The sequence below is a fragment of the Streptomyces sp. CS113 genome (genome assembly GCF_002188365.1).
Classification (GTDB): domain Bacteria; phylum Actinomycetota; class Actinomycetes; order Streptomycetales; family Streptomycetaceae; genus Streptomyces; species Streptomyces tendae.
The window spans coordinates 8,168,462-8,189,273 of record NZ_KZ195574.1; the positions used below are offsets into that span (position 1 = coordinate 8,168,462).

The window sequence follows — 20,812 nt, forward strand, 5'->3', positions numbered from 1 at the left end:
GTAACTTGACGTCGCGTCTAACAAGAGCCGGGCCAGGCGCCCCGATCGGCCAGCCGGAGCACCAGCGCCGCGATGTTCCAGGCGTCGTCCACGCCCCGGTGGTGCCGTCCCGTCAGCGGCAGCCCGGCGATCTCCAGGGCCCGCGCCATCCCGGGGCGCCGGCGCAGCCCGTGGGCCTCGGCGAAGACGGCCTTGGCGTTGGTGTGCGTGCGCTCGGCCGGGTGGCCGAAGGGGTAGGGAACCCCGTCGGCCGCACACTGGCGGACGAGCTGCTTGCGGTCGTAGTCGCCCCAGCTCGCCCAGGGCCGGGCGCCCGCGCCGTGTGCACGCACCAGCGTGTCGCAGGCCCGGGCGAGGCTCACGCCGCGGTCGGCCTCCGCCCGGGTGATGCCGGTCAGCTCCGTGCAGAAGGCGCTGACCCGGGAGCGGGTGGGCCGCACCAGGATCCGGTGCCGGGCCACCCGTTCACGGGCGTCGAGGTCGACCACGGCGAGGCCGATCTCGATGATCTCGCTCACCTCGCCGGGCGGCGGCTGCCCGTCCCAGCAGGTGGCCTCCAGGTCGATGACGTTCAGCAGGCCCGTGCGGCCCCCGTCCGTTGCGCGCCGGTCCATGGCGGCACGGTACGGGGGCGCGGAACCACGGGGCACCCAGTTTTCCGGCCCGGGGCTCGTCTAGCGACGGCTCCGGACCAGCAGGTACAGGAAGTACGGCGTTCCGATCACCGCCGTCATCAGCCCCGCGCCGAGCTGGGCCGGGGCGATGACCGTGCGGCCGAGCAGGTCGGCCGCGCAGACCAGCGTGGCGCCGAGGAGGAGCGCGACCGGCACGACCCGCACGTGCCGCCGGCCCACCAGGGCGCGTGCGGCGTGCGGGGCGACCAGCCCCACGAACCCGATGGTGCCCGCGCAGGCCACGGCGGTCGCGCTGAGGACGACACTGAGCACCAGGAACCCGAGACGTCCCGGGGCCACCCGCAGGCCGAGCAGCCGCGGGGTGTCCTCGTCCAGCGAGAGCAGGTCCAGTTCGGTGCGCCGGGCGACCGCGACGCCGATGCCGACGACCAGCGCCAGCGCGACCGGTACGACGTCCGGCATGGTCCGCCCGTAGGTCGAACCCGACAGCCAGGTCAGCGCCTTGGTCGCGTTGAACGGGTCGGTGAGCACGATCAGCAGGCTGATCAGCGCCGCCGTCCCGGAGGCCACGCCGATGCCGACGAGGACCAGCCGGTTCTGCCGGAAGCCGCCCCGGGCCGCGAGCCCGAAGACGAGGACGGCGGTGACGGCGGACCCCGCGAACGCGGCTCCCGCCACCCCCCACGTCCCGGCGGCCGGCACGGTGGTCACGAGGATCACCGCCCCCAGCGCGCCGCCGCCGGTCACGCCGAGGACGTTCGGTTCGGCGAGCGGGTTGCGGGTGACGGCCTGCACGAGCGTGCCGGCCAGGGCCAACGCCGCGCCCGCGCCCAGCGCGGCGAGGACCCGGGGCACCCGCGTGTCCAGCACGAAGGAGACGGTCCGCCCGGCCCGGCCCTGAGCCCAGTTGACGACGTCACCGAGCAGCAGCCGGGTGTCGCCCACCAGTACCGCGGCGATCACGAGCCCCACCAGCACCACGACCAGGACGGCGATCGTGGCCAGGAACACCGTCCGGCTCGGGATCCGCAGCCGGTCGGGCGCCCCGGCCCCGGCGGTGTCCCGCACGCGCAGCGCCATGGCGACCAGGAACACGGCGCCGACCAGGCTGGTGACCACGCCCGTGGGCACGGACACCGCGCGGTCGTCCGCGATCAGGGCCCGCAGCAGCACGTCCGAACCGAGCACCAGGGCGGCGCCGGTGAGCGCCGCCGCGGGCATCGCCGTACGGGAGCGGGCGAAGCCGCGGAACCGGCGGGCGAGCGGACGCACCAGGGCGGGCGCGCACAGGCCGACGAAGCCGATGGGCCCGGCCAGCGTGACGGCGGCGGCGGACAGCAGCGCCGCGAGCACGACGACCGTGACGCGGGTGGCCCGTACCGGGACGCCGAGACCGCGCGCGGCGTCGTCGCCGAGCGCCAGCGCGTCCACCCGGCGGGCCGTCAGCATCAGCCCGGCCAGCCCGATCAGGGCGATCGGCAGTATGTGCAGGACGCCGTCGAAGCCGTTCTGGGCGATGCTGCCCTGGTTCCACTCGTAGAGGCCCTTGGTCTGCTCGGGGAAGAGCAGCAGCAGTCCCTCCGTCATGGAGTTCAGGCCCAGCATCAGCGCGGTGCCCGCCAGCACGAGGCGGACGGTGCCGGTGCCGAGGCCGGACAACCCGAGCACGACGGCCGCCGCGGCCAGGCCGCCCACGAAGGCGACGCCGGAGGAGGCGAGCAGCGGCAGCGAGACACCGGTGGCGCCGGCCAGCCCCAGCGCCAGGTAGGAACCCGCGTTCACCGCGAGGGTGTCGGGCGAGGCCAGCACGTTGCGGCTGACCGCCTGGAGCACGGCGCCGGCCATGCCCAGGACGGCGCCGACCAGGAGCCCCGCGGTCATCCGGGGCAGCCGGGAGGCGACGACGACGGACGCGTCGTCCGGATCGGCCTGCCCCGTCAGGGCTTTGAAGACCTCGGAGGGCCCGACGGCGGCGGTGCCCTGCGTGATGTCGACGACGGCGAGGACGGCGACCAGCAGGACGATTCCGGCCGTCACCGCGGCCGCGCCCGACCGGGACGTGGGGACCGCCGCCGCGGGGGCAGCGGTGGGTTCGGTTGCGGTGACGGCCATGGCCCCGCTACTTCGTCAGGGCGCCGACGACGGCGTCGATGTACGCCTCCATCGACCCGGGACCGCCGAACATCCAGATGCCGTCGTCGAGGCGGTGCACGTCCCCGGCCTTCACGAACGGCAGGGACTTCCACACCGAGTTCTTGGCCAGCTCACCGGTGAACGGGGTGGCGCTCGGGTCGTCGTCGTTGCCGATGTAGGCGAACTGGGTGTCCTTCGGCAGCTTGGTCAGGCCCTCGACGTCGGTGGTGCCGAGCCCGTAGGCCTCGTCGCCCTTGACCGTCCAGGCGTTCTTCAGACCGATCGCCTCGTTGACCTCACCGATGAGCGAGGTCGCCGTGTAGGGGCGGATCGAGACCTGGTTGGAGGCGACGTAGCCGTCGGCGAAGGCGAAGTCCTTGCCGGCCGCCCCGGCGTCGGCCAGGGCCTTCTTGCCCTCGGCGACCTTGGCCTCGAAGTCCGCGCGGACGGTCTTGGCCCGGTCCGAGGTGCCGGTGGCCTTGGCGATGAGGTCGACGTTCTCCAGCATCTGGTCGATCTGGCCGGTGCCGTCGGCGGACGTCACCTCGATCACCGGGGCGACCTCGCGCAACTGCTTCACGGCGGCCGGGGTGAGGTCCGTGGTGGCGACGATGAGGTCGGGGGCGAGGGAGGCGACGGTGTCCATGCTCGGCTCGCCGCGGGTGCCGATGTCCTTGGGCTCGTTCTTCAGCGGAACGGCGCTGTCCCAGGTCTTGTAGCCCTTGACGTCCGCGACGCCGACCGGGTCGACCCCGAGCGAGACGAGGCTCTCGACGACGTTCCACTCGGTGGCGACGACCTTGGTGGCGGGACCGTCGAGCTTCACCTCGGTGCCCTTGCCGTCCTTGAGCGTGATCGCCTCGGAGGCCTTCTTCTCCGTCTTGTCCGCTGCGGGTTCGGTGGTGCCGCAGGCGGCGAGGGTGAGCGCCGCGGCGGTGGTGGCGGCCGCGGTGAGCAGGAGGCGTCTCATGAGGTGGTGCCGAGCCTTTCGGGGGTTCGTATGTGATGGCGGCCGATCGGGCGGGTGCGCAGCCGGCCGGTGAGGGGGTCGGTGTCGACGTCGATCCGGATGCCGTAGACGGCGGTCAGCCGCTCCGGCGTCAGCACGTCCTCGGGCGGGCCGTCGGCGACGATCCGGCCCGCTTCGAGGAGCGTGATCCGGTCGGCGACGGCGGCCGCCTGGTCGAGGTCGTGCAGGACGACACCGACGGCGATGCCGTGCTGGTCCGCCAGGTCGCGGACGAGGTCGAGGAGTTCGACCTGGTAGCGCAGGTCGAGGTAGGTCGTGGGTTCGTCCAGGAGCAGCACGCCGGTCTCCTGGGCGAGGCAGCTGGCGAGCCACACCCGCTGCAACTGCCCGCCGGAGAGGTGGTCGGCGCCGCGGTCGGCCAGGCCGTCGACGCCGGTGAGCGCGAGCGCCCGGTCGACGGCGGCCGGGCCGTCCGGATCGGGCCGCCCCCAGCGGCCCCGGTACGGGTAGCGGCCGAACTCGACGACGTCCCGCACGGTCAGTCCGCCGGGCGTGGGGCGTCCCTGCGTCAGCAGGGCGACGTACCGCGAGAACTCACGGGATGTCAGCGCCAGCCCGTCGGTGGCGCCGTCCAGGCTGAGCGTGGCACTGCGGGCCCGCTGCAACCGGGCGACGGTCCGCAGCAGTGTCGACTTCCCACTGCCGTTGGGACCCACCAGGACGGTCACTTCACCGGGCCTGAGCCGGACCGCGGCCTCGTGCACGACATCGACACCGTCGTACGCGACGGTCACGCCCGTCGCCGACAGCTCATGACCGCGCAGGCTCGGGGTACCGGCTGCGTCTTCACGTGATCTCACGTGGCGAAGGTTAGCCTACCCTAATAAGTGCTGGTAGAGACGGGGCTCACACAGGCGGCGCCGCCGCGGCCCGCCCCGTCGCCCCGACGGCGGGGCGAGGGTCTCAACTCGCTTGCGGGGACCGGGGGTTCCACAGCCCCGCCCGGTTCAGGGACATCGGGCAGTGGAGGTAGATCTCGTCGATCTCCAGGAGCAGGGCGAGGTCCGGGCGCCTTCCGTCCCGCGCCATCGCGTCGAAGAAGGGCGCGTCGGTGAGGACGCGGGCCCTGCCGTTGACCCGGAGCACCTCCTTGCCCCCGGGAACCAGGTAGAGCAGACCGGCGTGCGGATTGTCGAGGATGTTGTGGAAGCTGTCCCCGCGCCGGTTGCCCGGCCGGTCCGGCAGGGCGAGCGTCCGGGAGTCGAGGACGTGGGTGAAGCCCGGGGCGTCGCCGCGCGGCGACACGTCGCAGTTGCCGCCCGCGTCGGAGGTCGCCAGGAGGCAGAAGGAGGAGCGGGTCAGGATGTCCCGGTCGTCGTCCGTGAGCCGGTCGTGCACCTTGTCGATGACGACGGGCCAGGGTTCGCCCAGCACCTCGCGCAGTTGGGCGTGCGAGCCGAGTTCGACCCAGCCCTCTGCGGTGGTGGCGGTGGCGGCGTCCGGCCGGTGTGCGTGCGTGTCGATCGTCTGCGGCAAGGCCGGCTCCCCAGTGTGCTCGCGGAACTGCCGGAAGCATCGCCTCCGGCGGTTGTTGCGCACGCAACATTATCGGGGGCCGCTCTCAGAAGGCGTAGCGGATCCGCAGCCAGGGCGTGTGGGCGGCGGCCAGCGCACGGAGCCGGGCGACCGCCGCGGCCTTGACGTCCGCCCGGTAGCGCACGTTGAGCGCGCCGTTCTCCGAGCGCTTGGCCTGCTGGATCTCCGGTCGCCACAGCACCTCCTCGGCCCGCGGGTGCCAGCCCAGGTTGACCTCGTGCAGCTCCCGGTTGTGCGTCAGCATGATCACCTCGGCGGCGGCCTGCCGCTTGACCCGGTCGGGCAGCACGTCGTCGAGGTGCCGCAGCAGCTCCGTCCAGGCCTCCTCCCACCCCGGCCGCACCACCACGGGGGAGAGGTTGAAGTGCACCTCGTAGCCGGCGTCCAGGAAGTCGCCGGCCGCGGCGATGCGCTCGGCCACGGGGGAGGTGCGCACGTCCAGCAGCCGGGAGTCGTCCGGCGGCATCAGGGAGAAGCGGATCCGGGTCCGGCCGCGCGGGTCCAGGGCGAGCAGGTCGGGATTGACGAACTTCGTCGCGAAGGACGCCTTCGCCGTCGGCCACTGCCGGAAGGCGTGCACCAGGTCCGCGGTGTTGTCGCAGATCAGGGCGTCCACCGAGCAGTCGCCGTTTTCACCGACGTCGTAGACCCAGGCGTCGGCGTCGCACTGGTTCGGCTCGCGCTTGGGTCCCTGCCGGGCGATGTGGCGGCCGAGGTGGGCGATGATCCGGTCGACGTTGGTGAACACGGTGACGGGGTTGGCGTACCCCTTGCGGCGCGGCACGTAGCAGTAGGCGCAGGCCATGGCGCAGCCGTTGGAGGCGCCCGGCGCGATCCAGTCCGCGGAACGGCCGTTGGGCCGGGTGGTGAGCGTCTTCCGCTCGCCCAGGACCAGCGTCTCACCCTTGACCCGCACCCAGCGCTCGACGTTGCCCTCGTTGCCGTGCAGCCCGGGGATGCCCCAGTGGGAGTCCACCTCGACCACGCGGGCGCCGGGGAACCGGGCGAGGACCTGCCGGCCGCGCGGGGACGCGGCCGCGGCCGGCTCGGCGTGGATCTCCCGTACCGGCAGCAGCCGGCGGGCGGCGGCGGAGTCCCGGAAGCGCGGCCCGGCGGCGGGCGGCGGACCGGGCGTGAGGGCGTCCAGGCCGAACAGCGTGCCAAAACCGTCGTCGTCCGGCGCGGTGGACGGGTCGTGCATGAGGGCTCCGGGACGGTGTGGGGGAGTGACCGGGCGGCCTCGGGGCGGGCCGCCTCCTCCACTGTACGAAGCGCGCGGTGTCCTGCGCCGTGTCACGCGGCCCGTCGGGGGCATACGCGAGACACGGCACCGCCCCGGTGCCGCCGATCCGAAGGGGTGTACACCGTGCTCGCCATCATCGCGGCGGTCCTGTTCCTCATCGCCTGGCTGATCAACGCGGCGGAGGTGTCGACCAACGACGTCTTCACCTCCACCAACGTCATGCTCATCGGCCTCGCCCTGCTGGCCCTGCACGTCGCGGGGATCGGCAGCGGCTGGGCGACGCGCGGACGCCGCCGCTAGCCACTGCCGCCTTCTCGTGACCCGTCAGGGAATGCGCGCCACGCCCGCGTAGATTCCGCTCTCCTCCCGCGCGGGCGGCTCCTGGCCCTCGCCGTACCACTCGGTGGCCGTGACCAGGCCGGGCGGCACCAGCTCCAGACCGTCGAAGAAGCGGGCCACCTCCGCCCGGGTACGGAAGCCGAGCCGGATGCCGCCCTTGGCGTACTGGGCGATCACCTGCTCCGCCAGCTCGGGGAAGAGGTCGAGCGCGGCGTGCGAGAGGACCAGGTGGCTGCCCGCGGGGAGGGTCTCGACCAGTCCCCGCACGATGCCGTGAGCGTCCTGGTCGTCGGGGACGAAGTGCATCAGCGCGATCAGCGACAGGGCGATCGGCCGGTCGAAGTCCAGGATCCCGCGCGCGTGCCGCACGATCTCCTCCGGCTCCCGGACATCGGCCTGGATGTAGTCCGTGGCGCCCTCGGGGCTGCTGACCAGCAGCGCCTCCGCGTGCCGCAGCACGATCGGGTCGTTGTCGGCGTAGACGACGCGGGCCGTCGGCACCGTCCGCTGGACGATCTGGTGCAGGTTGGGCTCGGTCGGGATGCCCGTGCCGATGTCCAGGAACTGGTCGATGCCCCGCGCGGCGAGGTGCGCCACCGCGCGGTTCATGAACGCGCGGTTCTGCCGCGCCGCGTCCCGGGCCTCGGGCGGCAGGGTCTCGCCCACCGCCTCGTCGACCGGGTAGTTGTCCTTGCCGCCCAGCAGCCAGTCGTAGACCCGCGCGGGGTGGGCCCGGCCGGTGTCGATCTGGGGAGGCTGGGTGTGGTCGGTGGTCATGGCAGGCTCCGTGGTCCGGGAGGTGACGCTCGCCGCAGTTTTCGATCATCGTACTGCGGTGCCGCCGTGCCATGTGCCGGACGGCCGCCGGAAGTTGCCGGACCCCGGGTCGGTCACCCCGGCCCCGGACCGGCCCCCAGGGTGCGGGGCGGACGGTAGGTCCACTCGCGGTCGGCGTCGGTGATCTCGCGCAGCACCCGGGCCGGTGTCCCGGCGACGACCGTCATCGGCGGCACGTGGGCCGTCACCACACTGCCCGCCCCGACCACCGAGCCACGGCCGACGGTCACCCCCGGCATGATCAGCGCGCCGGCCCCGATCCACACGTCATCCTCGATGCGCACCGGCGCCGAGAACTGCGTGCCGTCCCGGCGCAGGTCCGGGTGGACGGGGTGGCCGGTGGTGCTGACCGTCACGTGCGGGGCGAACATCACCCGGTCGCCGACGAAGACCTCGACGTCGTCGACGAGGGTGAGGCCGAAGTTGGCGTACACGTCGTCGCCCAGGTGGACCCGGTTGCCGTAGGCCACGTGCAGCGGCGGCTCGATCCACACGCCCGTGCCCAGCGCCGCTTGCAGCTCCTTCAGGAGCGCCCGGCGGCCCTCCTCGTCCCGCGCGCCGGTCCGGTTGTAGGCGTCGGCCAGCTCCTTGCCGCGCAGCCGCTCCTCCGCCAGGCCCTCCAGGCCCGGGGCGCCGTCCGCGTACAGCTCCCGGGCCGCCATCCTGCGACGGACCTCGCGCTCACGGGGGTCGGTGGTCATGCGGTCTCCTCGTGTCCGTACGGGGTGGGCCGGAGGCACGGCCCTCGGAGCGGCGTGCGTACCGCTCCGAGGGCCGCGGGGGCATGGGTGCGCTCAGTCGGTGGGCGTGCGCAGGACGGCGACGCCCCCGGGCGCGAGGACGACGGCGCCGTCCTCGCCGGCGGAGCCCACCAGGACCTCTCCGGTGAGACCCGGGACGGTCACCGCCTCGTCGGTCCGGTTGACCAGGAACAGGAACCGTCCGCCGGGGCCCCGGCGCACCGTGGTCTCGACCCGTCCCCGCACCCCGGCGGGCAGTTCGCTCGCCACCCCGGCCGGGCCGAGCAGCCGCGGCAGCAGCGCGGCGAGCCCGTCGGCGCCGAGCCGGGTGGAGACGTAGGCGGCCGAACCGGCGCCCGTGGGACGCCGGGTGACGGCGGGGCGCCCCGCCTGGGCGCCGGTGCGGTAGTGCGCCAGGACCTCGGTCTCCGGCGCGGTCGCGGTGATCCGGTCGGTCCACAGGCTTCCGCTGCCCGCGCCGTCCAGCTCCACGCTCCGCCCGGCGGGCAGCGGGCCGAACTCCTCGACGCGGATGCCCAGCAGGTCCCGCAGCGCGCCCGGGTAGCCGCCCAGCCAGACGTGGTCGTTCTCGTCCACGATGCCCGAGAAGTACGTGGTGACCAGGTGCCCGCCCTGCTCGGCGTAGCGCGTGAGGTCCTTGGCCAGCTCGGCCGGGACCAGGTGCAGCACCGGCGCGATCAGCACCCGGTGGCGGCTCAGGTCGGCGCCGGTGGTGACGACGTCGGCGCGGACGCCCAGCGAGAGCAGCGCCGAGTACCAGTCGAGCGCCTCCCGGTGGTAGTCGAGCAGCGAGGTGGGGTGCGAGTCCTGCTCGCTCGCCCACCACGACTCCCAGTCGAAGAGGATGCCCACCTCGGCGGGCTCCCGCTCGCTCCCGGCGACCGGCGCGAGCGTCTTCAGCGTGTCGCCGAGCGCGACGACCGAACGGAACAGGTCGCTGTCCGCACCGGCGTGCGGGACCATCGCCGAGTGGTACTTCTCGGCACCGGCCGCCGACTGGCGCCACTGGAAGAAGCAGACCGCGTCCGCGCCGTGCGCCACGTGCGTCAGCGAGTCCCGGGCCATCTCGCCCGGCCGCTTGGCCAGGTTGACCGGCTGCCAGTTCACGGCGCTGGTGGAGTGCTCCATCAGGAACCAGGGGCGGCCGCCCGCGATGCCGCTGGTGAGGTTCGCCGAGAACGACAGCTCGTCACGGGCCTGCGGGTGCGGGACGACGTAGTGGTCGTTGGCGACGAAGTCGACCTCGCCGGCCCAGTCCGCGTAGTTCATGCCCTTGGTGCCGGGCATCACCATGAAGTTGGTGGTGACCGGGACGTCCGGGGTCAGCTCCCGCAGCAGGTCCCGCTCCGCGCGCAGGTGGTCCTTGAGCGCGTCCGAGGAGAACCGCTTGAAGTCCAGCTGCTGGGTCGGGTTGGGATGGGACGCGGCCAGCCGCGGCGGCAGGACTTCCTCCCAGGCGCCGTAGCGCTGCGACCAGAACGCCGTGCCCCAGGCGTGGTTGAGGGCGTCCGTCGTGCCGTACCGCGCACGCAGCCAGTCCCGGAAGGCACGGGCGGCGTCGTCGGAGTAGTCGTAGACGTTGTGGCAGCCCAGCTCGTTGTTGACGTGCCAGGCGACGAGCGCCGGGTGGTCGGCGTAGCGGGTCGCCAGCTTCCGGACCAGGCGCAGGGCGTGCTCCCGGAAGACGGGCGAGGTCGGGCGCCAGTGCTGGCGCGCTCCCGGCCACAGCGTCTCGCCCCGGTCGGTGACCGGGAGGATCTCCGGGTGCGCGGTGGTCAGCCAGGGCGGCGGGGACGCGGTGGCCGTCGCCAGGTCGACGCCGACCCCGTGCTCGTGCAGCAGGTCCATCACCTCGTCGAGCCAGGCGAAGTCCCAGGTGTCCGGGCCCGGCTGGATGCGGGCCCAGGAGAAGATGCCGAGCGACACGATGTTCACGCCGGCCTCCCGCATCAGCCGTACGTCCTGCGCCCACACCTCACGCGGCCACTGCTCGGGGTTGTAGTCGGCGCCGTAGGCGAGACGCGGGGCGGGCGCACCGTCCGTCCCGCGGTGCCGGCGGGAGTGGAGGGTGGAGATCATGGCGGTCCTTCCGGTGGGGGCGTGCGCTACTTCTCGACGGTGAAGCCCTGCTCCTCGCCGTACTTGACCGAGGCCTCCTGCCAGGACTCGAGGCCCTCGGCCAGCGTGGTGCCGGAGACGTAGGCCTTGCCGACGGTGTCGTTGAAGACCGAGTTGGCGTAGACCTGGTAGGGCAGGTACGACCAGTCGTCGGGAACGTCCGCGGCCGACTCGGCGAAGATCTTGTTGGCCTTCTGGCCGCCGAAGTACGGGAACGCGGTGTCCTGGAACTTCGTGGACTGAAGGTCGGCGGTGGTCGCCGGGAAGGCGCCGTTCTTCAGCCGGGTCTGCACGCCGTCACCCGCGTTCGCGTACTCGACGAAGGCGTACGCCAGTGCCTCGTTCTTGCCCAGCTCCGGGAGCGCGAGCGCGCTGCCGCCGTTCTCGGCGCTGACCTTGTCGCCCGCCTTCCACAGGGGCATCGGGGCGACGCGCCAGTCGCCGGAGGCGGACTTCGCGCCGGACTCCAGGTTGGCGGGCATCCAGGCACCGGTCGCCAGCGTCGCGATGCTGCCGTCGCCGAGGCCCTTGTACCACTCGTCGGTCCAGGCGGGGACCGAGGCGAGCAGCTTCTCGTCGATCAGCTGCTGCCAGGTGCCGGTGAAGGTCTTGGCGCCCTGGTCGGAGAAGTCGATCTTCACCTTGGTGCCGTCGACCGTGTACGGCCGCGAACCGGCCTGCCAGAGCATGCTGGTGGCGAACCCGGCGTCGCCGTTGTCGGCGGTGATGTACGCCTTCGGGTCGGCCTTGTGCAGGTCGCGGGCGGCGTCCAGGTACTCGGCCCAGGTGGTGGGCACCTTGATGTGGTACTTGTCGAAGACCTTCTTGTTGTAGAACAGCGCCATCGGACCGGAGTCCATGGGCAGCGCGTAGACGCCGTCCGAACCGGCCTTCACCCCGTTCCACGGGCCGGGGGAGAACTGGGCGGACAGCTTCTCGGCGCCGAAGGACTTGAGGTCGGTGAGCTGCTCGGTCAGGGCGAACTGGCCCATCGCGTAGTACTCGACCTGGGCGACGTCCGGGACACCCTTCTTCGCCGAGATCGCGTTCTGCAACGCCGTGTACTGGTCCTTGTTGGTCCCGGCGTTGACGAGGTTCACCTTGACGCCCGGGTGTGCCTTCTCGAAGTCGGTGGCGACCTGCTTGAGCGTGGGCTCCCAGGCCCAGACCGTGATGGTGCCGCCCTCCTTCAGGGCCGCCTGGACGTCCGCCTCGGAGACCGCCTTCTGGTCCGACCCCCCGTCGTCGGAGTCGCCGCAGGCACTCGCCCCCAGGGCGAGGGCGCAGAGGAGGGCCGTGCCGCGCAGGAGGCGGCGCGAGTGCGTGGACAGATGTGTGGGCATGGGCGTGCTTCCACTTCTTCGTGGCCGGGACCGGCACCGTTGAGGGTCGGCGGGGTTGTCGGTGAGGGGCGGGAACGGGGGAGGGCTACTCCTTGACGCTTCCGGCGGCGAGGCCGGACTGCCAGTACCTCTGGAGCAGCAGGAACGCGGCGATCAGCGGCAGGATGGTGAGGAGCGACCCGGTGACGACCAGGTTGAAGACGGGCTCGCCGCCCGCCGTCGCGGCCTGCTGGTTCCAGCTGTTGAGGCCGAGCGTCAGCGGATACCAGTCGGGGTCCTTGAGCATGACCAGCGGCAGGAAGTAGTTGTTCCAGGTCGCGACCATGGTGAACAGCAGGACGGTGACGATGCCGGGCGCCAGCAGCGGCAGCGCGACCCGGAAGAAGGTGCGCACCTCGCCCGCCCCGTCGATGCGGGCGGCCTCCATCAGCTCGGTGGGGATGGCCTCGGTGGCGAACACCCACATCAGATAGAGGCCGAACGGCGAGATCAGGGACGGGACGATCACCGCCCAGGGGGTGTTGGTGAGTCCCATCTCGCTGAACATGAGGAAGGTCGGCACCGCCAGTGCCGTCCCCGGCACCGCCACCGCGCCGATGACGACGGCGAAGACGGCACGCCGGCCGGGGAAGTCGAACTTGGCGAGCGCGTAGCCGCCGAGCACGGCGAGGAGGGTGGCGCCGCCCGCGCCGAGGCCCACGTACAGCAGGGTGTTGAGCAGCCAGCGGGTGAAGACGCCGCCGTCGTAGGTGAACGTCTCGGTGATGTTGTCCCACAGCGCGAAGTCGCCGTCGAACCAGAGGCCCGCGGAACGGGCCAGCCCCTCCTGCGTCTTGGTGGCGCTGATGGCGAGCCAGACCAGCGGCACCAGGCTGTACAGCAGCACGAGAGAGGTGAGCGCGGTCAGCAGCACGCTGCGCCGGGGCCGGTCGGCCGAGTGCCGGCGCCGGGGCGTCCGCAGCCGGGGCACGGAGCCCGACGTGCCGGACGGCGCGGTCGCACGACGGTCGGAAACGGTGGCGACGGGACTGGTCATCGCTGTCTCACACTCCCTTGCGCATGCCGCGCAGCTGCACGGCGTAGGCGACGACCATGGTGATCAGCCCCATGACGATGGCGACCGTCGCGGAGTAGTTGTGCTGCTGTCCGTTGAAGGACAGCGCGTAGGTGTAGTAGTTCGGCGTGTAGTCCGTGGTGATGGCGTTGCGCGCCAGGGGCTGGAGGATGCTCGGCTCGTTGAAGAGCTGGAAGCTGCCGATGATCGAGAAGATGGTGGCGATCACCAGGGCCCCGCGGATGGCCGGGAGCTTGATGGCGGTGATCACGCGGATCTGGCCGGCGCCGTCGATCTGGGCCGCCTCGTAGAGCGAGTGCGGGACCACACGCAGTGCCGCGTAGAAGATCAGCATGTTGTAGCCGACGAACTCCCAGGTCACGATGTTGCCGATGGAGGCCAGCACCAGGTCGGGGGAGAGCGGGTCGGGCAGGGAGACGCCCAGCGCGCCGTTGATGTCACCGACCAGGCCGAAGCGGGTGCCGTACATGAAGCCCCACATCAGGGTGGCCACCACGGCGGGCACGGCGTACGGCAGGAAGATCGAGATGCGGAAGAAGTCCCGGCCGTAGAGGCGGCCGCTGTCCAGCGCCAGCGCCACGAGCAGCGCGATGCCGAGCATGACCGGCACCTGTACGGCCAGGAAGAGCGAGACCCGGCCGAGCGAGGCCCAGAACCGTTCGTCCTTCAGCGCCTCGCCGTAGTTGTCGAGGCCGACGAAGGTGGTCCCGCCGATCAGCTGGTCGCGGAAGAGGCTGAGGTAGACCGAGTAGGCGATCGGCGCGAGGAACACCAGGGCGAACACGGCCACGAAGGGACCGAGGAAGCCCCACCCCGTCCAGGACCGGCGGTCCCGCCGTACCGGGGGCGGGACCGGCGGCGCCTCGGTGGCGGCCGGTGGTTGCAGCGTCGTCATGTCGTCCTCGCTCGTCCGCGTCCCGGAACCTCGCTGATGTTTGCGTAAACATCACGCACCGCGAAGAGGTGCCGAGCTGTTATGTTTACGTAAACATCTGATGGCGGCATGTCTACACTGCCCCGATGACGACGGTCAAGGGTCCTCGCGCACCGGGACCCGACAGCGACGGAGAGGCGGCTGACGGCGAGTGAGCACGGCTGAGGAAGTCCCGACGAGCACACCCACGGGTGGCCGCCGCGGCCGGGACCGCACGGCCTCCATGGCGGACGTGGCCCGGCTGGCCGGTGTCTCCTCGCAGACCGTCTCCCGCGTCTCCAACGGCTACGCGGGCGTGACCGAGGAGACCCGGCGGCAGGTGCTGGCGGCCATGAAGGAGCTGGGCTACCGGCCCAACAGCGCCGCCCGCGCCCTCAAGCGCGGCGAGTTCCGCACCATCGGCGTCATCACCTTCACACTGGCCACCACCGGCAACGTGCGCACCCTGGAGGCCATCGCGACCTCCGCGGCGCGCGAGGGGTACGCGGTGACGCTGCTGCCGGTCGCCGTCCCCACCCAGGACGAGGTGCGCGGCGCGTTCTCGCGCCTGGAGGAACTGGCCGTCGACGCGGTCATCGTCATCATGGAGGTCCACCTCCTGGACGCGGCGTCCCTCACGCTGCCCCCGCACGTCCAGGTCGTCGTGGTCGACTCCGACGCCGGCGACACCTACACGGTCGTCGACACCGACCAGGCGGGCGGCAGCCGCGCCGCCGTGCGCCACCTGCTCGACCTAGGGCACGACACGGTGTGGCACCTGGGCGGCCCCGAGGGCTCCTTCGCCGCCCAGCGCCGCACCGACGCCTGGCGGCGGACGCTCACCGAGGCCGGCCGCACCCCGCCGCCCCTCGTCCGGGGCGACTGGTCGGCGGAGTCCGGCTACCGGGCGGGCCTGGAACTCGCCGCGCGCGAGGAGTGCACCGCCGTCTTCGCGGCCAACGACCAGATGGCCCTCGGCCTGCTGCGCGCCCTGCACGAACGCGGCCGGCGCGTGCCCGAGGACGTCAGCGTCATCGGCTTCGACGACATCGCCGAGGCCGGCTCCTTCCTGCCCCCGCTGACCACCGTCCACCAGGACTTCGCCGAGGTCGGACGGCAGTGCGTGCGGGCCGTGCTGCGCAAGATGCGCGCGGCCGGCCCGGAGCGGGGCACGACACTGGTGCCGACCCGGCTGGTGACCCGGGCCAGCACGGCACCGCCGCCGGCGTAGCGGGCGGGCGGGCGAGCGGCCGGAGGCGACGGACGGCCGGTTCACCAAGCGCCCCCGGGGGCGGCACGGCGGTTTAGAGGGAGCCGGGGAGGTAACCCCACAAGCCGACCGTCGTCCCCCCACGCCTGGGAGAGCTCCATGACCCAAGTCGCCGACTATGTGCTCCAGCGCCTGTCCGAGTGGGGCGTCAAGCGGGTGTACGGCTATCCGGGCGACGGCATCAACGGTCTGCTCGGCGCGTTCGACCGGGCCGACGGCGACCCGGAGTTCATCCAGGCCAGGCACGAGGAGATGGCCGCCTTCATGGCCTGCGGCCACGCCAAGTTCACCGGCGAGGTGGGCTGTTGCGTCGCCACGTCGGGTCCGGGCGCCGTGCATCTGCTCAACGGGCTGTACGACGCGAAGCTCGACCACCAGCCCGTGGTGGCGGTGGTGGGCCAGCAGAAACGGCTCTCCCTGGGCACCCACTACCAGCAGGAGATCGCGCTCGACCAGCTCTTCGCGGACGTCTCCGAGTACTGCCAGATGGTCGTCCACCCGGGCCAGGCCCGGCACGTCATCGACCGGGCCTTCAAGACCGCGCTGACCACCCGGGGCGTCGCCACGATCATCATCCCCAACGACATCCAGGAGGAGGAGGCCCAGCCCTCCCCGCCCAGGGAGCACGGCTCCGTCTTCTCCAGTGTCGGCTGGAGCAGGCCCCGGGTCCTGCCCGACCTCGACGAACTGCGCAAGGCCGCCGACGTCCTCAACGCGGGCAAGAAGGTCGCCATGCTCGTCGGCCAGGGCGCGGCCAACGCGGAGGCCGAGGTGATGGAGGTCGCCGAACTGCTCGGCGCCGGTGTCGCCAAGGCCCTGCTCGGCCGCGAGGTCCTGCCCGACGACCTGCCCTACGTCACCGGGCCGATCGGCCTGCTGGGCAGCAAGGCCAGCGACAACATGATCCAGGGCTGCGACACCCTGCTCATGGTCGGCAGCAGCTTCCCGTACTCGGAGTGGCTGCCCGAGGAGGGGCAGGCCCGGGGCGTCGAGATCGACATCGACGGCCGCATGATCGGCATCCGCTACCCCATGGACGCCCACCTCGTCGGCGACTCCAGGGAGACCCTGCGCGCCCTGATCCCGATGCTCCAGCGCAAGGAGGACCGCGGCTGGCGGGAGAAGATCGAGAAGGACGTCGGGGAGTGGCACGACCTGTGCGACCGCTGGGCGGGCGAGCACTTCGGCAAGACCATCAACCCGCAGGCCGTCGCCGCCGAACTCTCGCCGCGGCTGCCGGACGACGTCATCCTGACGGCCGACTCCGGCTCGGGCACCAACTGGTGGGCGCGCCACCTCCTGCTGCGCGACGGCATGCGGGCCTCGCTCTCCGGCACCCTGGCCACGATGGGCCCGGGGACGCCGTACGCCATCGCGGCGCGGTTCGCCTACCCCGAGCGCCCGGTGATCGCCTTCATCGGGGACGGCGCGTTCCAGATGAACGGCATGAACGAGATGATCACCGTCAAGCGCTATCTGGACCGCCTGTCCGGGTCGGCGCCGCTGATCTTCTGCGTGTTCAACAACCAGGACCTCAACCAGGTCACCTGGGAGCAGCGCGCCATGGCCGGCGACCCCAAGTACCCGGGCTCCCAGGACATCCCCGACGTCCCCTACGCCGCCTACGCCGAACTCCTCGGCCTCAAGGGCATCGTCTGCGCCGACCCCAAGAAGGTCGGCTCCGCCTGGGACGAGGCGCTCGCCGCCGACCGGCCCGTGGTCCTGGAGTTCAAGGTCGACGCGGAGATCGCGCCGATCCCGCCGCACATCATGAAGGACCAGGGCAAGAAGGCCATCAAGGCGGCGCTGCACGACCCCGAGCTGACCGGCATCGCCACCAAGGGCGTACGGCAGAAGCTCACCGAGTACGCGGAGCACCTCCCCGGCCGGGGCAGGAAGTGAGCGGCACCCGGGACCGGGGCGCGAACGGCACCGAGGTCGTCGTCGTCACCGGCGCGACCGGCGGCGTCGGCCGGGCCACCGCCCGCGCCTTCGGTGCCCGTGGGGCCGCGGTGGCCCTGCTCGCGCGGGGCGAACACGCCCTTCGGCGGGCCGCCGAGGAGGTCGAGGCGGCCGGCGGGCGCGCGCTGCCGCTGGTCGTGGACGTCGCCGACGCGGAGGCCGTGGACGCGGCGGCCACCCGTGTCGAGGAGGAGTTCGGGCCGATCGACGTGTGGGTGAACGCCGCGTTCTCCACCGTCTTCGCGCCCGTGGCGGAGATCCGGCCCGAGGAGCTGAGGCGGGCCACCGAGGTCACCTACTTCGGCTTCGTCCACGGCACCCAGGCCGCCCTGCGGCGCATGACACCGCGCGACCGCGGCACCATCGTCCAGGTCGGTTCCGCCCTGGCCGAACGCAGCGTCCCGCTCCAGGCCGTCTACTGCGGGGCCAAGCACGCCATCCAGGGGTTCACCGAGTCGCTGCGCTGCGAGCTGCTGCACGACCGCAGCGGGGTGCGGGTGACCATGGTGCAGATGCCCGGGCTCAACACGCCCCAGTTCAGCTGGGTCCTGACCCGGCTGCCCCGCCATCCGCGCCCGGTGGCCCCCGTCTACCAGCCGGAGGTGGCCGCCCGGGCCGTGCTGCACGCCGCGGACCATCCCGAGCGGCGCATGTACTGGGTCGGCGGCTCCACCGTCGCCACGCTGCTGGGCCAGAAGTTCGCCCCGGGGCTCCTCGACCGCTACCTGGCCCGCACCGGCTACGACGGGCAGCAGACGGACGAGCCCGTCGACCCGTCGCGGCCCGTCAACCTCTGGAAGCCGCCGGACGACACCGCCCCCGACGACTACGGCGCACACGGGATCTTCGACGACGAGGCCCATCCGCGCAGCGTCCAGTTCTGGATCTCCCGCAACCGCCGCCCGCTGGCCCTGGCCGCGGCCGTGACCGGGGCCGTCGCCGCCACCCTGGCCGGGAGCCTGCGCCGGCGCGCGGGCTGACCGTCAGTCCGGCGGTCTCCGGTCGATGTTCCGCGCCCACCAGTGGTGCTCGCAGAACCAGTGCCCGACCATCGCGCCGCCGAAGACGACGAACCCGACCCCGATCAGCCAGGACTCCACCACCAGCACGATGCCGACCGCGCCGTAGCTGAAGGCGTTGTCGAGGATGAGCGGGGTGAAGAAGAGGTACGAGAAGCCGCGCAGGCCGATCAGGCCCACCATCGTGGCGAACGCTCCCGGCAGCAGGTCGCGCCAGCGGACCTGACCGCCCAGCAGGAAGTGCTGGCCCCACCAGAAGAACAGCATGCCGCTGGCGGTCGACAGCGCGATCCGCGCCGAACCGTGCAGCGCGGTCCGCGTCTGCACCTCCTGGTAGAGGTAGGCGGTCAGCATGATCACCCAGGTCATCTGGCGCCAGATCCGGTGCCACGGGCCGGCGGGCAGTTCCCAGATGCGCTCGTAGCCGTTCTGGACGCTCGCCGCGAAGGACACGCCGAACACGCCGAGCAGGATCCCGCCCCACACGCTCGTCGTGCCGACGACCTTGGTCGGCGGGCTGATGATGTCGGTCAGCACCTTGGCCGACCGCCCGGACAGCCCCATGCCGTCGGCCAGCCAGGAGGCGAAACCCCCGCGTCCCAGCGGGTCGGCCGCGGCCACCACGATCAGCAGCGGAGCGAGCGTGACCAGGGCGAGGGTGGCGAAGCCCATGGCCCGGTGCATCAGCTCCAGGTCCCGGCCGCGCCGGACCAGGGCGGACGCGGCCAGCCAGTCCCACACACGGTGGAACGGCCGCCACAACCGGTTCACGGGTGCTCCTCGGGCGTCCTTTCGATGGCTCGCGACGGGGAACTGAGTGACCCGGCCGGCGCCCGGACAAACGTCGGTTGACCCGGACGGCCCGCATGGACCGGACGGCGTGGGGAACCGGCCCGGGTACGCGAAGCCGAGGGAGTGCGCGATGACGCCGCTGACCGGCCCGGAGACCGGGACCCTGGACGAGTGCGTGATCGACGCGGTCGACGTGCACGCCTTCGAGATCCCCACCGACGGCCCCGGGGGCCGCGAGCAGGACGGCACCCTGGAGTGGGACGCCACGACCCTGGTCCTGGTGCGCGTGCACGCCGGCGGCCGCACCGGACTCGGCTACACCTTCGGGGACGTCTCGGTGGCGGCCTTCGTCCACTCCGTGCTCGCGCCGGTCGTCGAGGGCCGCCCCGTCTCCTCGCCGCCCGCCCTCTGGGACCGGATGGGCGCGCGGATGCGCAACGCCGGCCGTCCGGGCGTCGGCGCCATGGCCCGGTCCGCCGTGGACGTGGCGCTGTGGGACCTCAAGGCACGGCTGCTGGGGCTTGCGCTGGTCCAGCTCCTGCCGGCCCACCACGACCGGGTGCCCGTCTACGGCAGCGGCGGCTTCACCAACTACCCCCTGGACCGCCTCACCGATCAGCTCGCCGGATGGGCCGGGCAGGGCATCGCACGCGTGAAGCTGAAGACCTCACGGGATCCGGACGCCGACCCGCGGCGCCTGACCGCCGTACGGCGGGCGGTGGGCGACGGGACGGAGCTGTTCACCGACGCCAACGGCGCGCTCGGCCGCAAGGAGGCGCTGTACTGGGCGCACCGGTTCCACGACGAGTGGGACGTGCGGTGGTTCGAGGAACCGGTCGGCTCCGCTGACCTGGAGGGACTGCGGATGCTGCGCGAGCGCGGCCCGGCACGGCTGGAGATCGCCGCGGGGGAGTACGCCTTCACCGCCCAGGACTTCGCCAACCTGACCGAGCCGCCCGCGGTGGACTGCCTCCAGGCCGACGTCACCCGGTGCGGCGGCATCACCGGCGTGCTGGAGGTCGCCGGCCTGTCCGCCGTCCGGCACCTGGACCTGTCCGCGCACTGCGCGCCCGCGGTGTCCGCCCACGCCTTCTGCGCCGTGCGGCGGCTGCGGCACCTGGAGTATTTCCACGACCACGTCCGCGTCGAGCGGCTGCTGTTCGACGGCACCCTGTCGCCCGAGGGCGGGGAACTGCGCCCCGACACCTCCCGGCCGGGCCTCGGCCTGGAGGTGAGGTGGGCCGACGCGGAGCCCTACCGGGTGCACGGGGTGCGGCCGCCGCGCTGACCCGGGTGCGGCGGCCGCGCTGACCTCGGCCCCTCAGGGGCGCTGCGCTTCGGCCCTCAGGGGTCGCTGCGCTCCTGCGCCTCCCGCACGCGCTCGTTGTGCCAGGCGACGGCCGCGCGTATCTGGGGCTCCTGGAGGCCCGTCCGGCACCCGAGCTGGTCCATGGACAGGGCCGGCGGACCGGTGGTCAGGGCCCGGGTCAGCTTCGCCGCCCACAGCTCCTCGTCCACGAAGGGCCGGTGCGCGTACCCGTCCTTGATCACGTCGAAGTGGTCGTCGGAACACGTGGTGATGAGCCGCAGCCCGTCGAACCACTCGTTGGTCTCGTGCACCGCGGAGGAGTCCGGCACGTAGCCGCTCACCGCCTCGTCCTCGGGGAAGACCCTGGCGCACAGGTCGCACAGCTCCATGGGGACCGGCTTGGCGGTCCGGCGGTCCTTCCTGCCCTTGCGCTTCCACATGGCGACTCCCGGGGATCGGTGTCCGGAATGCCGGAGTTACCCGCGGGGCGGGAAGCA

At 72.5% G+C, this 20,812-nt stretch carries 19 protein-coding genes; 5 read left to right on the forward strand and 14 right to left on the reverse strand.

What is annotated here, in order from left to right; all coding sequences use genetic code 11:
• Positions 1-17: 17 nt before the first annotated feature.
• From B9W62_RS36910 to B9W62_RS36935, 6 genes are all read right to left on the reverse strand, one after another.
• Complete coding sequence (locus B9W62_RS36910) at positions 18-614, reverse strand: 3'-5' exonuclease (RefSeq protein ID WP_087811249.1); 597 nt, start codon at positions 612-614, stop codon at positions 18-20.
• A gap of 60 nt (positions 615-674) precedes the next feature.
• On the reverse strand, positions 675-2,747 hold the full coding sequence (gene cdtC, locus B9W62_RS36915; RefSeq protein WP_087811250.1) for a siderophore ABC transporter permease CdtC: 2,073 nt from the start codon (positions 2,745-2,747) through the stop codon (positions 675-677).
• Between the two features lie 7 nt (positions 2,748-2,754).
• A complete protein-coding gene (cdtB, locus tag B9W62_RS36920) occupies positions 2,755-3,738 on the reverse strand; it encodes a siderophore ABC transporter substrate-binding protein CdtB (protein ID WP_087811251.1) in 984 nt (327 codons plus the stop codon).
• A complete protein-coding gene (gene cdtA, locus B9W62_RS36925) occupies positions 3,735-4,598 on the reverse strand; it encodes a siderophore ABC transporter ATP-binding protein CdtA (protein WP_087811252.1) in 864 nt (287 codons plus the stop codon). The genes cdtB and cdtA overlap by 4 nt, the downstream gene beginning before the upstream one ends.
• Before the next feature lie 103 nt (positions 4,599-4,701).
• The gene (locus tag B9W62_RS36930; protein WP_087811253.1) at positions 4,702-5,274 is read right to left on the reverse strand and encodes an MSMEG_1061 family FMN-dependent PPOX-type flavoprotein; all 573 of its coding nucleotides are present in this window, start codon (positions 5,272-5,274) and stop codon (positions 4,702-4,704) included.
• An 85-nt stretch (positions 5,275-5,359) separates the two neighbouring features.
• A complete protein-coding gene (locus tag B9W62_RS36935; RefSeq protein ID WP_087811254.1) occupies positions 5,360-6,535 on the reverse strand; it encodes a spore photoproduct lyase family protein in 1,176 nt (391 codons plus the stop codon).
• A gap of 165 nt (positions 6,536-6,700) precedes the next feature.
• Here B9W62_RS36935 and B9W62_RS36940 point away from each other — a divergent pair, with 165 nt between their 5' ends.
• Entirely contained in the window at positions 6,701-6,877 is a 177-nt protein-coding gene (locus tag B9W62_RS36940) for a hypothetical protein (RefSeq protein WP_179235857.1), read from the forward strand.
• A 24-nt stretch (positions 6,878-6,901) separates the two neighbouring features.
• Here B9W62_RS36940 and B9W62_RS36945 read toward each other — a convergent pair whose 3' ends face one another.
• The 6 genes from B9W62_RS36945 to B9W62_RS36970 all read right to left on the reverse strand — a co-directional run bounded on the left by B9W62_RS36945 (position 6,902) and on the right by B9W62_RS36970 (position 13,945).
• Positions 6,902-7,693, reverse strand: coding sequence for an SAM-dependent methyltransferase (locus B9W62_RS36945; protein ID WP_087811255.1), 792 nt, complete (start codon positions 7,691-7,693; stop codon positions 6,902-6,904).
• 113 nt (positions 7,694-7,806) lie between these two features.
• The gene (locus B9W62_RS36950) at positions 7,807-8,454 is read right to left on the reverse strand and encodes a sugar O-acetyltransferase (RefSeq protein ID WP_087811256.1); all 648 of its coding nucleotides are present in this window, start codon (positions 8,452-8,454) and stop codon (positions 7,807-7,809) included.
• 93 nt (positions 8,455-8,547) lie between these two features.
• A complete protein-coding gene (locus tag B9W62_RS36955) occupies positions 8,548-10,593 on the reverse strand; it encodes a beta-galactosidase (RefSeq protein ID WP_087811257.1) in 2,046 nt (681 codons plus the stop codon).
• Between the two features lie 26 nt (positions 10,594-10,619).
• Positions 10,620-11,975: an ABC transporter substrate-binding protein gene (locus tag B9W62_RS36960; protein ID WP_087811258.1), complete on the reverse strand. Its 1,356-nt coding sequence runs from the start codon at positions 11,973-11,975 to the stop codon at positions 10,620-10,622.
• A gap of 85 nt (positions 11,976-12,060) precedes the next feature.
• Complete coding sequence (locus B9W62_RS36965; RefSeq protein ID WP_087811259.1) at positions 12,061-13,011, reverse strand: carbohydrate ABC transporter permease; 951 nt, start codon at positions 13,009-13,011, stop codon at positions 12,061-12,063.
• A gap of 7 nt (positions 13,012-13,018) precedes the next feature.
• Positions 13,019-13,945: a carbohydrate ABC transporter permease gene (locus tag B9W62_RS36970; RefSeq protein ID WP_087811260.1), complete on the reverse strand. Its 927-nt coding sequence runs from the start codon at positions 13,943-13,945 to the stop codon at positions 13,019-13,021.
• 190 nt (positions 13,946-14,135) lie between these two features.
• On the opposite strand from B9W62_RS36970, the gene B9W62_RS36975 reads away from it, so the two are divergent.
• The 3 genes from B9W62_RS36975 to B9W62_RS36985 all read left to right on the forward strand — a co-directional run bounded on the left by B9W62_RS36975 (position 14,136) and on the right by B9W62_RS36985 (position 18,175).
• A complete protein-coding gene (locus B9W62_RS36975; RefSeq protein WP_087811261.1) occupies positions 14,136-15,194 on the forward strand; it encodes a LacI family DNA-binding transcriptional regulator in 1,059 nt (352 codons plus the stop codon).
• Positions 15,195-15,332: 138 nt separating this feature from the next.
• On the forward strand, positions 15,333-17,135 hold the full coding sequence (locus B9W62_RS36980) for a thiamine pyrophosphate-requiring protein (protein WP_087811262.1): 1,803 nt from the start codon (positions 15,333-15,335) through the stop codon (positions 17,133-17,135).
• On the forward strand, positions 17,132-18,175 hold the full coding sequence (locus tag B9W62_RS36985; RefSeq protein ID WP_087811263.1) for an SDR family oxidoreductase: 1,044 nt from the start codon (positions 17,132-17,134) through the stop codon (positions 18,173-18,175). The genes B9W62_RS36980 and B9W62_RS36985 overlap by 4 nt, the downstream gene beginning before the upstream one ends.
• Positions 18,176-18,178: 3 nt before the next feature.
• Here the strand turns inward: B9W62_RS36985 and B9W62_RS36990 are convergent, their stop codons facing one another.
• Positions 18,179-18,985 carry a ribonuclease BN gene (locus B9W62_RS36990; protein ID WP_087811264.1) on the reverse strand — a complete coding sequence of 269 codons (807 nt, stop codon included), beginning with the start codon at positions 18,983-18,985 and terminating at the stop codon, positions 18,179-18,181.
• A gap of 151 nt (positions 18,986-19,136) precedes the next feature.
• On the opposite strand from B9W62_RS36990, the gene B9W62_RS36995 reads away from it, so the two are divergent.
• The gene (locus tag B9W62_RS36995) at positions 19,137-20,294 is read left to right on the forward strand and encodes an enolase C-terminal domain-like protein (RefSeq protein ID WP_087811265.1); all 1,158 of its coding nucleotides are present in this window, start codon (positions 19,137-19,139) and stop codon (positions 20,292-20,294) included.
• A gap of 56 nt (positions 20,295-20,350) precedes the next feature.
• Here B9W62_RS36995 and B9W62_RS37000 read toward each other — a convergent pair whose 3' ends face one another.
• Positions 20,351-20,755 (reverse strand): hypothetical protein, encoded by a 405-nt coding sequence (locus tag B9W62_RS37000; RefSeq protein WP_087811266.1) that lies wholly within the window; start codon positions 20,753-20,755, stop codon positions 20,351-20,353.
• Positions 20,756-20,812 lie beyond the last annotated feature (57 nt).

Excerpts from the sequence above, each read along its gene's own strand:
- B9W62_RS36910 (WP_087811249.1), bottom strand. The coding sequence starts at position 614 with ATGGACCGGCGCGCAACGGACGGGGGCCGCACGGGCCTGCTGAACGTC.
- cdtC (WP_087811250.1), bottom strand. The coding sequence starts at position 2,747 with ATGGCCGTCACCGCAACCGAACCCACCGCTGCCCCCGCGGCGGCGGTC.
- cdtB (WP_087811251.1), bottom strand. The coding sequence starts at position 3,738 with ATGAGACGCCTCCTGCTCACCGCGGCCGCCACCACCGCCGCGGCGCTC.
- B9W62_RS36935 (WP_087811254.1), bottom strand. The coding sequence starts at position 6,535 with ATGCACGACCCGTCCACCGCGCCGGACGACGACGGTTTTGGCACGCTG.
- B9W62_RS36945 (WP_087811255.1), bottom strand. The coding sequence starts at position 7,693 with ATGACCACCGACCACACCCAGCCTCCCCAGATCGACACCGGCCGGGCC.
- B9W62_RS36950 (WP_087811256.1), bottom strand. The coding sequence starts at position 8,454 with ATGACCACCGACCCCCGTGAGCGCGAGGTCCGTCGCAGGATGGCGGCC.
- B9W62_RS36955 (WP_087811257.1), bottom strand. The coding sequence starts at position 10,593 with ATGATCTCCACCCTCCACTCCCGCCGGCACCGCGGGACGGACGGTGCG.
- B9W62_RS36960 (WP_087811258.1), bottom strand. The coding sequence starts at position 11,975 with ATGCCCACACATCTGTCCACGCACTCGCGCCGCCTCCTGCGCGGCACG.
- B9W62_RS36965 (WP_087811259.1), bottom strand. The coding sequence starts at position 13,011 with ATGACCAGTCCCGTCGCCACCGTTTCCGACCGTCGTGCGACCGCGCCG.
- B9W62_RS36970 (WP_087811260.1), bottom strand. The coding sequence starts at position 13,945 with ATGACGACGCTGCAACCACCGGCCGCCACCGAGGCGCCGCCGGTCCCG.
- B9W62_RS36980 (WP_087811262.1), top strand. The coding sequence starts at position 15,333 with ATGACCCAAGTCGCCGACTATGTGCTCCAGCGCCTGTCCGAGTGGGGC.
- B9W62_RS36995 (WP_087811265.1), top strand. The coding sequence starts at position 19,137 with ATGACGCCGCTGACCGGCCCGGAGACCGGGACCCTGGACGAGTGCGTG.
- B9W62_RS37000 (WP_087811266.1), bottom strand. The coding sequence starts at position 20,755 with ATGTGGAAGCGCAAGGGCAGGAAGGACCGCCGGACCGCCAAGCCGGTC.